This is a genomic window from Ruegeria sp. BC6, from assembly GCF_056539185.1.
This window is the reverse complement of sequence record NZ_JBQFUM010000007.1, coordinates 37,916-53,127: the sequence shown is the minus strand read 5'-3', so window position 1 is coordinate 53,127 and position 15,212 is coordinate 37,916. Positions and strand designations below refer to the sequence as shown.

Sequence of the window (15,212 nt, the reverse complement as noted above, 5' to 3'; positions counted from 1 at the left end):
TTAAGCGTTTTTTCTGAACACCGCTTCGTACCTTGATTTGAAAGGCTCTTCAGATCTCAGAGTAGTGAGGTAGTTTTCCGCCGTTTTATTGGACTGAGGCATTTGAGGGTTTTGTTTGCGCGCACGTTCAAAAGCCTCGGCCACAATGCGATCTTCGCTAATGAGACCAGCGGCACTTCCCAGTTTCTCGATCTCTTGCAACAGCACTTCCAGGTTGGCCAACCTGCGTTCCCGGGACGCACGCGCACCTGCGTCACCTGCCCTTTTTCGAATATTGGCCGACTGCATTCCTGCTATTGCTGCATCCTCGTAGCTGAACTTCCAGCGGTAATGTTCAACCATCCGACCCAATGCCATGAGTTCGCCGTACATATAGTGTCGCAATTGCCCAGCTAAGGCTTTGCTCAGCTCGCTATCCCTTGAACCATCATGAACGTAACTTTTAAACCCCGCTAACTCGTCTAGTATTTTGAACTCAAACCAACGCTTGCTGAATACTGAATCGAGCTTCTTGAGCTCGAATGCCAACGCTTCTCTTAGTTTGTCTAGCGGACTCCTCGAACGCTGTGGAACTTCTTCGTAGTCGCTGAAGTCAAGAGGGTAGCTTCTATCAAAAACTGCGAGCGCGGCATCTATCTGCTCTTGGGAGTATTTGGTTTTGTTTAGTTTACTAACTCGAAGGATATGCCGAGCCTCTTCCAACTCATCTAGAGATGCAATTAGAAAGTCAAAATACTCTCTCATGTGGTCGATTTCATAGTTCTTTCGACATTGCTCCACGAAAAAATCCCAGAGGTCATCTATGGAAAACTGAAAGAAATTCATCTCCCACCATTTGGGCGCAGAACTAACCTGTCTTTCTTCCAAAATCTCGTTCAAAATTTGGATGCGAACTTGATCTGGCAGCTCGTCGAAACCAATCCGGTCGAGCTCGGCATTCGCATCGGAAGGTAAATTCATTCGAGTTTCGAATAACCAGTCCTTCGATTTCCTGCCAATTGGAACTGGTTTCTTTTTACCCTCGCCATGAACGAATGGGTTTAGTTCATAGGAAAGAACTCTGTTTAACCGTTCAATTTCTTCTTCCGAAAAACGTTCCAATAAACTCGTTTCCTCCGATCATGTCGTTAGCAAATGAACCTGCACCAGCGCTCAATCAATTCGCGCCGCCTTTCCAACAAATCCGACCGTGCATAGGCCCGCTCCACATCGGACCCGATCTGATGAGCCAAGGCCGCCTCTGCCAGTTCGCGCGGCGCGTTCGCCGCCTCTGTCGCCCAATCCCGAAACGAACTGCGGAAGCCATGCACGGTAACGCCACCCTGCCGCATCCGGCGCAGCAACATTAGCATGGACATGTTTGACAGGGGCTGATGCCGCTTTTGCCCCTCGAACACATAGTCAGAGGCCAACGCGCGCAGCGGTTCTAGAATGGCCAGCATTTCGTCGGTGAGAGGAACACGATGGACCTGCCCGCCTTTCATGCGCTCCGCAGGTATGATCCAAAGTCTCGTATCGACATCGACCTCGGGCCATTTCATCTCCAGGGCCTCTGAGGTCCGGCAAGCGGTCAGGATAGTGAACTGCAGCGCCTTGGCTGCCATGGCCGAGCGGGTCTGCAACTCGACATAGAACGCGGGCACCTCTTGCCAAGGCATTGCGTCGTGGTGCTGGACCTTGGCTTTGACGGTGGGCAGCACCTTGCCTTCGCGGATCGCGGTCACCGGGTTCTCGCCCGAGCGGAAGCCCTTGGACTTTGCCACGTCGAGCACCGTCTTAATCCGCTGCGACAGCCGCTTTGCGGTTTCGTGTTTCTCAGTCCAGATGGGCGATAGGCACATCAGCACTTCGGGCTGATCGACGCTATCCACAGGCATTCGTCCGATCTTGGGGAACGCATAGTCGCGCAAAGTGTTGAGCCACTGCTGACCGTGTTTGGCATTCTTCCACGTCGGCAACCGGTCGATGTGAACCTGACGGCTGAGTTCTTCGAAAGTAGGAATTTTACGCTGGGCATTAAAACGAGGGTTCAACCCAGCTTTCGCCATTCGCCTGTATTCGAGCGCTCTTTCTCGGGCCTGGTTCAATGTGACGACGTCGGCGCCGCCCAAACCGAAGTCCGTTCTCAGCGGAGCGCCCTTGCGATTCTTCTGTCCTTTGACCGTTACGCGTACGATCCAACGCCGTGCACCTGATGGATCAACAACAAGATACAAGCCAGAACCGTCGCCATGCCGGCCCGGGCCCAGATTCTCTACCAGCTTTTTTGTCAGCTTCCCGCTGAGCGCAGACATGAAAATACCACAAAATATACCACTCAATGGAAGTATACGAGTATGACCGGACAAAAGCCAACAAAACCCAGAAGCACGACTATGGCCATAAAACACAAAGGTTCAAACGACCTAGTGTATCTCATCGAAATCAGGGAGAATTACCAAGTGGCGGACCGAGGAGGATTCGAACCCCCGACCCCTTGATTCGTAGTCAAGTACTCTATCCAGCTGAGCTATCGGTCCGCGTTGGTGAGGCGGTATTTAGACCCGGCGTTCGGGACGTGCAACCCGATTCTTCAAAAATATTTCAAAAACCCATCTCCCCCCTTGGGAGCCTTATTTCAAAGACCGTGCCCTCCGGGCCGGTGCTGGTCAGCACCAATTCTCCCCCGTGGCCGCGCACCAGTTCCTGCGAAATCGCCAGACCCAGGCCCGAGCCACCTTTGCGCACACCACCCTGAAAAGGCGTGAACAGATTCTCCTGCGCTCGTGGCGGCAAACCGGGGCCGGTATCCCGAACCTCGATGACCCATGCGTCCTGATCTTCGGAGGCCGAGATCGTGATTTTTCCCGGTTGGCCGGATGTCATAAGTGCTTGGCGTGCGTTGCGCACAAGGTTCATGATGACCCGGAACATCTGTTCCGGATCGGCCCGAACGACCAGATCGTCCGGAACGTCGTTGGCAATTTCGATACAGCCACCGTCTACGGCCAGAGCCTCGCTGGACGCTACGTCGGCAGCGATATCGCGCAACCGCACCATGGTCAGGGCGGGCGCGGGCTCTTCGGCCCGCCCGAAGGCCAGCGTACTTTCGCACAGGGACACCGCCCGGGCGATCGAGTTGACCAGCTTGGGCGCCATCCGTCTGACCAGCGGGTCGTCACTGGCTTCGATCCGGTCAGTGAACAGCTGGGCCGAGGTCAGGATGTTGCGCAGATCGTGGCTGACCTTGGCCACCGCGCCACCCAGCTGAGCCAGCCTCTCGCGCTGTTTCAGGGCCTGGGTCAGGTCGGTCTGCAGCATCTGCAGGGCTTCTTCAGCCTCGCGCAGTTCGGTCACCTTGGATTGGGGGGAGATGATGCCGCGCGCATCCTCGGGTGCACGGGCGTAACGCTGCATGTAGCCCACCACGCTTTTGATGGGGCGGACCAGAACCACCCGCACCGCAAGGAACAGGAAAAACGCGGTGATGATCGAGATGACAAAGGACAAGCCGAGGATGCGCAGGCCGTAATCAATCATCGCCATACGCAGGGGCGCGCTGTCCATGGTGACTTCGATAAGCAGGCCCGCATCCCGGACAGGCTGCCCGATGACGCGAATGACCTGGTTCTCGGGCGTGAAGAAACGGATCATCGCGTCCCGAATGAGAACCCAAGGCCCGGCGCCTCGCAGATCATAGGTCTTGGCGACTTGGTCTGGGATAGGGGAAGACAGCATCAGCTGGCGCACCTCGTCCCGGCGCAGCACCACGTTGTAGACCCCGGCATTGGCCAAAAGCTCGGCCTCCAGCTCGTCGGCCAGCATGTCGTCTGCCAGCAGCGCGAGCGAGGCGATCTGGGCGCGTTCCAGCCGGTTCAGAAGAAAATCCTCGCGGAAGCGCGCGATCGACGGCACGAAGATCAGCACCTCGGCCAACATCACGAAGACCGTCGTCAAGATCAGGAAACGACCCGACAGCGAGTTCAAGTGGCGCTCCTTTCCCGATCAGGGGATCCAGCGCTGGACCAGCCTGACCACTCGTTCAACCATCTGATTCTCAAACAGTCTTGGCGAGAAATAGGCGCCCGCCACCCGTTTGTTAAGCTCTCCGATCGTGGGATAGGGCGACACCATCGCCGCGATCTGGCTCATCTTCAGGTTATTGGCCAGCGCCAGAGACCACAAGTTGATCAGTTCGCCCGCCTGATGACCCACGATTGTGGCCCCCACCGGGCGCCCCTTGACGACCATGACCTTGATGAACCCGGTCGTTTTGCGTTCGGCCACGGCGCGATCGTTGTGGGCATAGTCGAACCGGGCGATCTCGATCTTGTCGCCATGGCGGTCGCGCGCCTGCGCCTCGGTCAGGCCGAGCTGGGCCAGTTCGGGGTCGGTATAGGTTGCCCAGGGGATGTGCGCCGTCTTGGCTTTGGACGGCAGCCCGAACAGGGCCGAACGGATGATGACCCCGGCATGATACCCCGCCACATGGGTGAACTGCAGCCCGCCCGCAACGTCACCAATCGCATAGACCCGCCGGTTGGTGGTGCGCAGGCTGTCATCCACCTTGATGCCCGTACGCGTCTGGTCGATGCCGGCAGCCTGCAGGTTCAGGCGGTCGGTGTTGGCCTTGCGTCCCACCGCCAGCAGCAGGTGCGAGCCCGCATGGACCGCGCCATCCTCGGTGACGACCTCGACCGCGCCGGCCTTCCCGCGCACCCGGGCCACCATCGCGTGTTCCAGAATTTCGACCCCTTCGGCGCGCAGAGCCTCCAATACCACGGCGGCCGCATCGGGGTCATCCTTGCCCAGCGCCCGCACACCTTCGATCACCGTCACCTTGCAGCCCAGCCGGACATGCGCCTGCGCCATTTCCATGCCGATGGGGCCCCCGCCTATGATCAGCAGGTGGTCGGGCTTGTCGCGCAGGTCGAAGATGGTCTCGTTGGTCTCAAACGGCACGCCATCCAGCCCCGGAATCGGCGGCACCAGCGGTGACGAGCCCGTGGCCAGCACCACGCGGCGGGGGGTGATGACGAAATCGCCGGCCTGAACCTGCGTGGGCGACAGAAAGCTTCCCCAGTCACGAATGACGCGCACGCCGAACCCTTCGAACCGTTCCTGACTGTCCATGGGCTCGATCTGCGCGATCACGTCCCGAACATGGTCTTTGGCGGCGGCATAGTCCACCTGCGGCGCGTGGTCGGCAACGCCGAACGGCGCGGCATGGCTCTGTGCATGGGCCAGCTTGGCGCTGGCCAGCAGGGCCTTGGACGGGACGCAGCCATAGTTCAGGCAGTCGCCACCCATCTTGTGCCCTTCCAGCAGGATCACGTCGGCGCCCATCTGGCTGGCCCCGGCGGCCATCGACAGGCCGCCCGACCCGGCCCCGATCACCAGGATGTCGGTCTTTAGCTCTTGCATGGATCAAAGGCCCCTTCGGCCGCGAATGAGTTTGATGAGAATCGGCAGAGCCGCCAGTGCGCACAGCCCCAGGATCGGGCCGATCACGAACGGCTCGGTCAGCAGCGACAGGTCTGGTGTCTCGCCTCGGTCGAACACGCCACCCAGGCCGACGCCGATCCAGGTATAGACAATGCCGCCCGGAATGATGCCTAGCGCCGTGGTCAGCAGAAAGTTCCGGAACTTCACCCCCACCAGCGCCGGCACAAGATTGGCGACGAAGAACGGCACCACCGGCACCAGCCGCATCAGGAACAGCACCGGAACCTCGTTCTCGCGCAACCCGTCCTTGATTCGCTTGACGGTGCCTTCCGACGCCTCCAGCCGAGCCGTCAACGCCTCGCCCAACCCCCAGCGGGCCGCCAGAAAGATCGCCGAGGCCCCCACGGTTGCGGCAAAGACGTTGAACACGGTGCCCGCGAACAGCCCGAACAGGAACCCGCCCGTCATCGAGGCCACGGCCGCACCGGGCAGTGAAAAGGTGACGATCAGGACGTAAACCAGGATGAAAACGCCCGCCAACGACCAGTAATTGGCATCGCGCCAGGCCAACAGCGCCTCGCGATTGTCGCGCAGGGTTTCAAAGGTCAGGTAGTCGCCCAGCGCAAAGAATCCGACAGCGGCAACCATCAGGATCACAAGCAAGGGAATATGTCGCGCCAGCCCGCTGCGCGGCACCTGGGTGGTTTCGGTCATCTCGTCGTCCGGGTTCGAATGCTTCATCTGCCCCACAAGATGCGCGCTTGAACTTCTGTGCAACAGGGTCCTCACGCCGGGTTGAACACGCACCGGTTCAATGTGAAAAATTCGCCGTCCTCGGGCTGATTCTGAAACTTTTGCCCAGTCATCCGACAGAATTGTTGCAAAAGGCACGAAAACCGTTGCGATGGGGTTTGACTTGCCCGCCGGTTCCCAGTAGAGGACGGGCTTCGAACACCACGGGCAGGCGAATCCGCGCCGCACCCGACCGCCAAAGATTGGAGACGGAGCGATGAAACGCACCTATCAGCCTTCGAACCTGGTTCGCAAACGCCGCCACGGTTTCCGCGCGCGCATGGCCACCAAGGCCGGCCGCAAGATCCTGAACGCTCGCCGTGCCCGCGGCCGCAAGTCGCTGAGCGCATAAACCGCGCGACCTTTCAGGTTTTGAACATGACGCCGCCGGAGGCCCCTGTGGATGGCACTGACCACCCCGGGGATATGCCCCCGGCGGCGTCCGTTTGCGCGCCTGCCCTGTCGGTACTGCGCAAGCGCAGCGATTTCCTCAGGGCTGCACGGGCGCGCAGACAGGGCACGCCTTCCATGATGGTGCAGGCCCGCAAGCGCGCACCGGATGAGGCCGAGGGCATTCGTGTCGGGTTCACCTGCTCGAAAAAGGTCGGCAATGCCGTGGCCCGCAACCGGGCCAAGCGCCGCCTGCGCGAGGCGGCCCGCGCCGTTCTGCCGGACCACGGCCGGGACGGGTGGGACTACGTCCTGATCGGACGGGCCGAGGTGACCGCCGCCCGCCCCTTTGACGCCCTGCTGGACGATCTGCGTCAGGCCCTGCGCAAGATCCACAGCCCGAGCAGATGACCCTGCTTGCCCATATCCTCGCGCTGCCCATCCGGGCCTATCGGCTGATCTTCAGCCCGTGGGTCGGATTCAACTGCCGCTATCAGCCGACCTGTTCCGCCTATGCGCTGGAAGCATTGGAAAAGCACGGCCCGATCAAGGGCGCGTGGCTGGCCGCGCGCCGCATCGGGCGCTGCCACCCCTGGGGCGGCGACGGCTATGACCCGGTGCCCGACGACACCCCCGACGCCCCCTGATCTGACACCCCGTCACGCTTGACCCAAGGGGGGTGCGCCGCTGAACATCGGTTTCAGCAACAACCGTCCGAGGCGCCCATGTTCAGATCCAACGCCCGCCAGTCTCTGCCCACGCATGAGGTGACGAACCAACCGCCCGAGCGCGGCGACGTTGACCTGTGGACCTCGGACCCGGTTCTGCGCGATTGCGCCACGCGCGCCGGGGCGCGCCCCGGTCCACTGGCCGCCTACGGGGCCGCTCTGGGCCGGGCCGAAACGCGCGACGCCGGGCGCGACGCCAACCTGCACCCGCCCGAACTCTGCCTGTTCGACCGGGGCGGCCGCCGCCTGGACGAGGTGCGGTTCCACCCGGCCTATCATCACATGATGGATCTGAGCCAATCGGCAGGCTATGCCGCGCTTGCCTGGGACGGAGCACCGGGCGGTCACGCTACCCATGCCGCGATGGTCTATCTGGCCAGCCAGGTCGAGCCGGGCCATTGCTGCCCGCTGACCATGACCTATGCCGCCGTGCCGGCGCTGGCCGCCAATCCCGAACTGGCCGAAATCTGGCGCCCGAAACTGACCGCCGACACCTATGACCCAGCCCCCCGCCCGATCCGGGAAAAACGCTCGGCAACCTTGGGCATGGCGATGACCGAGAAACAAGGCGGCTCGGACGTGCGCGCCAATACCACCACCGCCACCCGCGACGGCGATGCCTGGCGGCTGCGCGGCCACAAATGGTTCTGCTCGGCCCCGATGTCCGACGGGTTCCTCACGCTGGCGCAGGCTCCGGGCGGGCTGACCTGTTTTCTGCTGCCCCGCTGGCTGGAGGGCGAGCGCAATGCCATCCATCTGATGCGCCTCAAGGACAAGCTGGGCAACCGCGCCAATGCCTCGTCCGAGGTCGAGTTTCACGACGCTTTGGCCTATCAATTGGGGGACGAGGGGGCCGGTGTGCGCACGATCATCGAGATGGTGCATCACACCCGGCTCGACACCGCGATGGCACCCGCCGGCCTGATGCGCGCGGCCCTGTCCGAAGCGCATCACTGGGTCAGCCACCGCAGCGCCTTTCAGCGCCGCCTGATCGACCAGCCTCTGATGCGGGCCGTTCTGGCCGATCTGGTGCTGGACTGGGAGGGCGCGCTGACCTTGGGCCTGCGCGTGGCCCGCGCCTTTGACGGGGACACTGCCGAAGACCGCGCCTTTGCCCGGATCGGGGTGGCGCTGGCCAAGTTCCTGTCGAACAAGCGCTGCCCGGTCGTGGCGGTCGAGGCGATGGAGGTGCTGGGCGGCATGGGCTATGTCGAGGACACGCCGATGCCGATGCTCTATCGCGAAGCGCCCCTGAACGGCATCTGGGAGGGGTCGGGCAACGTGATCTGCCTGGACATCCTGCGCAGCCTTGCGCGCGACCCGCTGGCCGCGCAGACCGTGCAGGCCGAACTGGACGCGGCAACCGGAGCCGACCGCCGCTATGACGCCGCCCTGAAGGCGCATCGCGACCGTTGGCCGACCCTGCCCCCCGGGGCCGAGGCCCGCTGGTTCGCCGATGCCACCGCGCATCTGCTGACCGCCGCACTGCTGCTGCGCCACGCGCCCGCTGCGGTGGCCGATGGATACATCGCCACCCGGGTTCTGGGCGAAAGCGGGCGCATACCCGGATCGGTTTCGGGGCTGGACACCGACGCCCTGCTGGGCCGGCTGTCCGGCTAGGCGGGCCTTGCCCGGTCGGCGCATCTGCGGTAGGGGCTGCGCATGTTTGACGAAGCCGACGATATCCATCCGCTGTTTACCGGTGCGCCCTCGACCACCGAGTTCAAGAAACTGCGCAAACGCATCGTGCGCCAGACGCGCGAGGCGATCGAGCAATACGGCATGGTTGACCCGTCGGCCCACGACAAGGACGGCAAGCCGCCGCGCTGGCTGGTCTGCCTGTCCGGCGGCAAGGACAGCTATACCCTGCTGGCCGTTCTGTACGAGTTGAAATGGCGCGGCCTGCTGCCCGTGGACCTGCTGGCTTGCAATCTGGATCAGGGGCAGCCGGGCTTTCCGGCCACCGTGCTGCCCGAGTTTCTGGAACGCATGGGCGTGCCGCACCGGATCGAGTATCAGGACACCTATTCCATCGTGGTCGACAAGGTGCCGCAGGGGCGCACCTATTGCGCGCTGTGCTCGCGTCTGCGCCGTGGCAACCTCTACCGGATCGCGCGCGAGGAAGGGTGCTCGGCCGTGGTGCTGGGGCATCACCGCGATGACATTCTGGAAACCTTCTTCATGAACCTGTTCCACGGCGGCCGTCTGGCGACCATGCCCCCGAAACTGGTGAACGAAGAAGGCGACCTGTTCGTCTATCGCCCGCTGGCCCATGTGGCCGAGGCCGACTGCGAGAAATTCGCCAAGGCGATGAACTATCCGATCATCCCCTGCGACCTGTGCGGCAGCCAGGACGGCCTTCAACGCCAGCAGGTCAAACAGATTCTGGACCAGTGGGAAAAGAACAGCCCCGGCCGCCGGCAGGTGATGTTCCGTGCGCTGACCAATGCCCGGCCCTCGCACCTTCTGGATTCGAAGCTGTTCGATTTTGCCGGCCTGATGCTGGATCCCGGCAAAAACGGCGAAAATTCGGAAGAAATTCCGCTTCTGCGTTAACGTCTGACTCAGAATGATTTCCTAGCCTCCGATTGGACGCAGTTCGCCCAATTGGAAGGCCGGAATCGATGCTGAAAAGGTTCTCACCCCAGAGTCTCCAGAATGCTCTGCTGACCGTTCTGGCAATGCCGCAGGTTTTGGCATTCGTACCTGCATTGTGCCTCGCTGCTTTCTGGCTGGGCGGCGACACGGCGTTGGTCGTTGTCGCTCTAGGACTGCCTCTCTTGTTTTCGGCCGCCCAACGGCTTCAACCGGGCGCAGGTCTTGGTTCGGCGACGCACATGCGGCCCAGGGGACTGTTGCCACGTGATGTTTTCTACGCCGAGATGGAGTATTTGCACAGCACATCGCGGGCAACCGGAGAGGATTCAGCCTGCATCGTTGTGTCACTGGATGATTTCGACGATATCGAAGAGCTGCACGGAACCGCGGCAGCCGACTATGTGGCAGGGCGCTTCTGCGACCGCCTCCTGGCGGTGATCCGGAGCGAGGACATTGCAACACGCCTGTCGAGAAACACGTTCCTGATCGGGTTGCGCCCCTCACGGCATCTGGACCTGGAAAGCTGCATCCAAACCTCGGGCCGCATACAAAGCACGGTGGAGGAACCGATCCCTTTGGACAATGCCAGCCTCTATCTGTTCTGCTCCGCCGGATTTTGCCTGCACTCTGCCGTTGCCGATGAAGCGCCGGACGGCTGGATCGAGGCCGCACGGGCCGCGCTTGCCGAAGCACAGCGGAACGGGCCGTCCACGATCCGCGCCTACTCCGAGGCCACGCGACGCAGATCAGTCGCCCATATCAATTTCCGCAAGGAGTTGGAGACCGCTCTGGAAACCGGTCAGATCCGCCCATGGTTTCAGCCACAGATTTCAACGGACACCGGCGACATCACCGGGTTTGAGGCCCTTGCTCGATGGGAACACCCTTCCAAGGGAGTTGTCGGGCCGCAGGTGTTTCTGCCTTTTGCCGAACAGGCCAAGCTGATGGACAAGCTGGGCCAGACGATCCGCCACCACGCCTTTCGCGCGATGCGTGACTGGGACTGCGCTGGCGCCGTCATTCCTCGGATCGGCATCAACTTTTCGTCGGACGAAGTGCGGGACCCCTCACTTGTTGACCGGGTGCGATGGGAGTTGGACCAGTTCGACCTTTCGCCGGACCGGCTGGCCGTGGAAATCCTTGAAACCGTTTTTTCGCGCCGCCCCGATGATGTCATCACCCGCAACGTGACCCAGTTGTCCAAGCTCGGCTGTTGCATCGATCTGGACGATTTCGGCACTGGTCACGCATCATTCTCGTCGATCAAACGCTTTGATGTCTCCCGCATCAAGATCGACCGGTCTTTCGTGTCCAATGCGGACCGGGATCCGTCCCAGCAGCAAATGGTCAGCGCCATTCTGATGATGGCCGAGAGGTTGAACCTTGAAACCTTGGCCGAGGGGGTGGAAACCCCCGGCGAGCACGCGCTGATGGCGCAATTGGGGTGTCACCATGTCCAAGGCTTTGGGATCGGTAAGCCGATGCCGGTCGAGCATACGCTCGGCTGGATAAAGGACCGCCGCGCGAAACTGGAAGGCGCACCGCGGATTGGCCGCGAAATGGGCCGGAAATCCTGATTTCGGGGACTGGATTGCCCTACACTCACGATTTCCGGGGCGATTCCGCTTGACCTTTTGGGCTGCACTCTGTTGAACCCTGCGGTGTCTTTCACTGCTCAAGGTGGCTGTCCCAGATGGACGATCAGAACAAGAATCTCATCCTTGCAACCGCGCTTAGTTTCCTTGTGATCCTGGTCTGGTTTGTGCTGTTCCCCCCACCGGAACCGACCACAACTCCTGAGCAGGCTGAAATCAGCGCCTCGGAGGGGGAAGAGATTCAGACGCCCAGCGCCGGAAGCACGACTGTCGGCGAGGCAACCGCCACCGCAGAGGAAACCCTGCCGGAAGCCACCGCGCCGCGGATCCAAATCGACACGCCGCGTCTGTCGGGCAGCCTGTCGCTTTCGGGTGGACGGATCGACGAACTGTATCTGAAAGACTACAAGGTCTCGATCGACGAAGGCGCTCCCATCGTCGAACTGCTGTCGCCCGTTGGGTCCAACTCGGCCTATTACGCCCTCTACGGGTGGGCGCCCGGTGCCGGTTTGGCTGGCTCGGACGTGCCGGGCCCGAATACCATCTGGACACTGGAACAGGGCGAGACCCTGTCGGTAGACAGCCCCGTAACCCTGAAATGGGAAAATGGCGCGGGCCTGACATTCCGCCGCACGATCGGTGTGGATGCGGACTACATGTTCACCGTGACCCAATCCGTCGAAAACGGCACCGGAGCCGAGGTCGGAATGGCCCCATACGGCATTCTGGCCCGCCACGGCATCGGCGAGGATGGCGATCTGCCGGGGTTGAAGAACTTCTTCATCCTGCATGAAGGTGTGATCGGCATGGCCGACGGGACCCTGTCCGAGGTCGACTATGGCGATGTCCGCGATTTCGACATCGACCCCAACGAACGGGCGCAGGCCGAGGTCTATCAGGTCAAGGAAAACGGCTGGATCGGCTTTACCGACCATTATTGGATGACCACGCTGATCCCCGATCCGGGGTCGGCTTTCAAGGCGGCCGCAAAATATGACGCGCGTCGGAAGATCTACCAAGCGGAAACGGTGTTGCCGACGATGACGGTTGCCCCCGGCGAATCCGCCGAGGTTACCACCCGACTGTTTGCCGGGGCCAAGGAATGGGAGACCATTCGCGAATATCAGGCCCAGGGCGTTCAGAAGTTTATCGACAGCATTGACTGGGGTTGGTTCTTCTTCCTGACCAAGCCGATCTTCTGGCTGCTGCACAACATCAACGCCCTGATCGGCAACATGGGTTGGTCGATCATCGGGCTGACCCTGATCATCAAGGCAATCCTGTTCCCGCTGGCATTCAAATCCTACGTCTCGATGGCGAAGATGAAGGAATTGCAGCCACAGATGGAAGCCCTGAAAGAAGCTGCTGGCGACGACCGTCAGAAGATGCAGCAGGGCATGATGGAGCTATACAAGAAGGAAAAGGTGAACCCGGCCGCCGGCTGTCTGCCGATCCTGATGCAGATCCCGATCTTCTTTTCTCTCTACAAGGTGATCTTCGTCACCATCGAACTTCGGCAAGCCCCCTGGTTCGGCCCTTTCCGGGACCTGAGTGCGCCGGATCCAACCTCGATCATAAACTTCTTCGGCTGGCTGCCGTGGGCCGGACCTGAGCCGGGCACGCTGATGGCGACGATTTTCATCGGCATCCTGCCGCTGCTGCTGGGGATCTCGATGTGGCTGCAGCAAAAGCTGAACCCGGCGCCCACCGACGCGACCCAGGCCATGATCTTTGCCTGGATGCCATGGGTATTCATGTTCATGCTGGGCAGCTTTGCCAGCGGGCTGGTCGTTTACTGGATCGCAAACAACACCATAACGTTCACCCAGCAATACCTGATCATGCGCAGCCAGGGCTATACGCCGGATGTGTTTGGCAACATCAAGTCGGGGTTCAAGAAAACCCCCAAGACGGACAAGAAATGACCGGACAAGTCACGCAGATCTGGCGCCATCCGATCAAGAGCCATGGCAGGGAACTCCTGCAGGAAGCCACCGTTATCCCCGGGCAGACCATGCCCGGGGATCGCGTTTGGGCGGTGGCGCATGAGATGTCCAAGGCCGACGGATCCGAGTGGGCGCCCTGCGCCAATTTCAGCCGCGGCTCTAAGGTGCCCCAGCTGATGGCGATATCGGCCGTTCTGGACGGGGATCGCGTGACCCTCAGCCACCCGGATCGGCCCGAACTGATCTTTCGCCCGGACACAGAACAAGACCTGTTTCTGGAGTGGGTCCGCCCGCTGATGCCCGCCGACCGCGCCGCATCGGCACGGATCGTCCGGGTTCCTGGCCGTGGTATGACCGACAGTGACTATCCCTCGGTCAGCCTGTGCAACAGGGCCTCGCACCGGGCGGTCGAGCAGCGTCTGGGCCGCGAACTGTCGATCTGCCGCTGGCGTGGCAACATCTGGTTCGATGGCCTTCCTCTTTGGGAAGAATTCGATTGGCTGGATAAGGATGTGCAGATCGGCGAGGCCGTATTTCACGTGCGCGAACGGATTACGCGCTGCATGGCAACGACTGCGAACCCCGACACCGGAGTGCGGGACGCGGATACGCTAGGCGCTCTGCGCAGCTGGGACCATCAGGATTTCGGAGTATACGCCGAAGTCATTCGCCAAGGCACGATCCGCCCCGGAGACAAGGTGCAGGTTCTATGACAGCTCTGCCATTTCCCCTGGCGGCCGATCCCGACGAGCAGGCAAAAGAGGCCGGCCGCAAGCTGTTTGCCGGACCGTCCGAGTTCGTCAAGGGCGTGGTGGCGATGAACGGCCTGCCCGCCCCCGACCGGCTTGAGGTCTGTTTCGCCGGCCGGTCGAACGTGGGTAAATCCAGCCTGATCAACGCTCTGACCGGCACCAAGGGGTTGGCCCGCGCCTCGAACACGCCGGGCCGCACGCAAGAGATCAACTTCTTCACCCAGGGGCCCGACCTGTATCTGGTTGACCTGCCCGGCTATGGCTATGCCAATGCGCCGGTCAAGGTGGTCGAGAAGTGGCAACGCCTTCTGAAACAGTATCTGAGCGGGCGGCAGACCCTGCGCCGAGCCTTCGTGCTGATCGATTCCCGCCACGGCGTGAAACCCGTGGATGACGAGATCATGAAACTGCTGGACACCAGCGCCGTGACCTTTCAATGCGTGATGACCAAAGCCGACAAGGTCAAGGCCAAGGACCGCGAAAAGGTTCTGGAACAGGTGCGGGGCGCCCTGTCCAAGCACCCCGCCGCTTATCCCGAGATCGTGCTGACCTCGTCCGAGAAGGGCGACGGCATCCCAACCCTACGTTCGATCATCGCCAATTTGGAATGATGCTGCGGATGCGCGTCATTTCGGTGCTGACGCTGGTTGCCGTGATGGTAGCCGGTACAATCCCGATGGGCTGGATGCCCTCGCGCAGCTCGGACGGGGCGATCCTGATGGTGATCTGCACCGGCGACGGCCCGGTCGAGCGCTGGATCGATCCGGGCGAGGACGCCCCGGACCACAACGAAACCGACGAACGCAGCGCCTGCCCCTATGGCGGGATTGTTCTGGCAGGCCAATTGCCCGAAGTCGGAGCAGTGCTGCCCGCCGACTGGCCGATTGCCGCGCGTTGGGCGCATGTGGATTTCACCCATCGCAGCGCGGGCTTTTACGCCCGGTACGATGCCCGGGGTCCACCCCACCTCTCCTGAAACCGCGAACA

The 15,212-nt window shown here is 61.6% G+C and carries 15 protein-coding genes and 1 tRNA gene; 10 read left to right on the top strand and 6 right to left on the bottom strand.

Translation table 11 applies throughout. The annotated features are described in order from the left end of the window. The 6 genes from ACR0MM_RS17500 to ACR0MM_RS17475 all read right to left on the bottom strand — a co-directional run bounded on the left by ACR0MM_RS17500 (position 1) and on the right by ACR0MM_RS17475 (position 6,138). Positions 1-1,101, bottom strand: coding sequence for a hypothetical protein (locus ACR0MM_RS17500; RefSeq protein WP_480697603.1), 1,101 nt, complete (start codon positions 1,099-1,101; stop codon positions 1-3). Positions 1,102-1,127: 26 nt separating this feature from the next. Continuing rightward, positions 1,128-2,294 carry a tyrosine-type recombinase/integrase gene (locus tag ACR0MM_RS17495; protein ID WP_480697601.1) on the bottom strand — a complete coding sequence of 389 codons (1,167 nt, stop codon included), beginning with the start codon at positions 2,292-2,294 and terminating at the stop codon, positions 1,128-1,130. A 148-nt stretch (positions 2,295-2,442) separates the two neighbouring features. Next, positions 2,443-2,519: transfer RNA gene (locus ACR0MM_RS17490), tRNA-Arg, on the bottom strand. A 64-nt stretch (positions 2,520-2,583) separates the two neighbouring features. Continuing rightward, positions 2,584-3,966 carry a sensor histidine kinase gene (locus tag ACR0MM_RS17485; RefSeq protein ID WP_480697599.1) on the bottom strand — a complete coding sequence of 461 codons (1,383 nt, stop codon included), beginning with the start codon at positions 3,964-3,966 and terminating at the stop codon, positions 2,584-2,586. Positions 3,967-3,984: 18 nt separating this feature from the next. Continuing rightward, a complete protein-coding gene (locus tag ACR0MM_RS17480; RefSeq protein WP_480697597.1) occupies positions 3,985-5,403 on the bottom strand; it encodes a dihydrolipoyl dehydrogenase family protein in 1,419 nt (472 codons plus the stop codon). A gap of 3 nt (positions 5,404-5,406) precedes the next feature. Beyond that, complete coding sequence (locus tag ACR0MM_RS17475) at positions 5,407-6,138, bottom strand: TVP38/TMEM64 family protein (protein WP_480697669.1); 732 nt, start codon at positions 6,136-6,138, stop codon at positions 5,407-5,409. A gap of 295 nt (positions 6,139-6,433) precedes the next feature. Between ACR0MM_RS17475 and rpmH the strand changes: the two genes are divergently transcribed. From rpmH to ACR0MM_RS17425, 10 genes are all read left to right on the top strand, one after another. After that, positions 6,434-6,568, top strand: coding sequence for a 50S ribosomal protein L34 (gene rpmH, locus ACR0MM_RS17470; protein ID WP_005980833.1), 135 nt, complete (start codon positions 6,434-6,436; stop codon positions 6,566-6,568). Positions 6,569-6,594: 26 nt separating this feature from the next. Further along, positions 6,595-7,017 (top strand): ribonuclease P protein component, encoded by a 423-nt coding sequence (gene rnpA, locus ACR0MM_RS17465; protein WP_480697595.1) that lies wholly within the window; start codon positions 6,595-6,597, stop codon positions 7,015-7,017. Then, positions 7,014-7,253, top strand: coding sequence for a membrane protein insertion efficiency factor YidD (gene yidD, locus ACR0MM_RS17460; protein ID WP_149775064.1), 240 nt, complete (start codon positions 7,014-7,016; stop codon positions 7,251-7,253). The genes rnpA and yidD overlap by 4 nt, the downstream gene beginning before the upstream one ends. A gap of 78 nt (positions 7,254-7,331) precedes the next feature. Further along, on the top strand, positions 7,332-8,954 hold the full coding sequence (locus ACR0MM_RS17455; RefSeq protein ID WP_480697592.1) for an acyl-CoA dehydrogenase family protein: 1,623 nt from the start codon (positions 7,332-7,334) through the stop codon (positions 8,952-8,954). Positions 8,955-8,996: 42 nt separating this feature from the next. Beyond that, the gene (ttcA, locus tag ACR0MM_RS17450) at positions 8,997-9,890 is read left to right on the top strand and encodes a tRNA 2-thiocytidine(32) synthetase TtcA (RefSeq protein ID WP_480697590.1); all 894 of its coding nucleotides are present in this window, start codon (positions 8,997-8,999) and stop codon (positions 9,888-9,890) included. Between the two features lie 281 nt (positions 9,891-10,171). Next, complete coding sequence (locus tag ACR0MM_RS17445) at positions 10,172-11,509, top strand: putative bifunctional diguanylate cyclase/phosphodiesterase (RefSeq protein ID WP_480697588.1); 1,338 nt, start codon at positions 10,172-10,174, stop codon at positions 11,507-11,509. Between the two features lie 116 nt (positions 11,510-11,625). Next, on the top strand, positions 11,626-13,452 hold the full coding sequence (yidC, locus tag ACR0MM_RS17440) for a membrane protein insertase YidC (RefSeq protein ID WP_170366397.1): 1,827 nt from the start codon (positions 11,626-11,628) through the stop codon (positions 13,450-13,452). Further along, positions 13,449-14,186, top strand: coding sequence for an MOSC domain-containing protein (locus ACR0MM_RS17435; RefSeq protein WP_480697586.1), 738 nt, complete (start codon positions 13,449-13,451; stop codon positions 14,184-14,186). The genes yidC and ACR0MM_RS17435 overlap by 4 nt, the downstream gene beginning before the upstream one ends. Continuing rightward, positions 14,183-14,836, top strand: coding sequence for a ribosome biogenesis GTP-binding protein YihA/YsxC (yihA, locus tag ACR0MM_RS17430; RefSeq protein ID WP_480697584.1), 654 nt, complete (start codon positions 14,183-14,185; stop codon positions 14,834-14,836). The genes ACR0MM_RS17435 and yihA overlap by 4 nt, the downstream gene beginning before the upstream one ends. An 8-nt stretch (positions 14,837-14,844) precedes the next feature. Beyond that, positions 14,845-15,201, top strand: a complete 357-nt coding sequence (locus ACR0MM_RS17425) for a DUF2946 family protein (protein ID WP_480697582.1) — start codon at positions 14,845-14,847, stop codon at positions 15,199-15,201. The last annotated feature ends 11 nt before the right edge of the window (positions 15,202-15,212 follow it).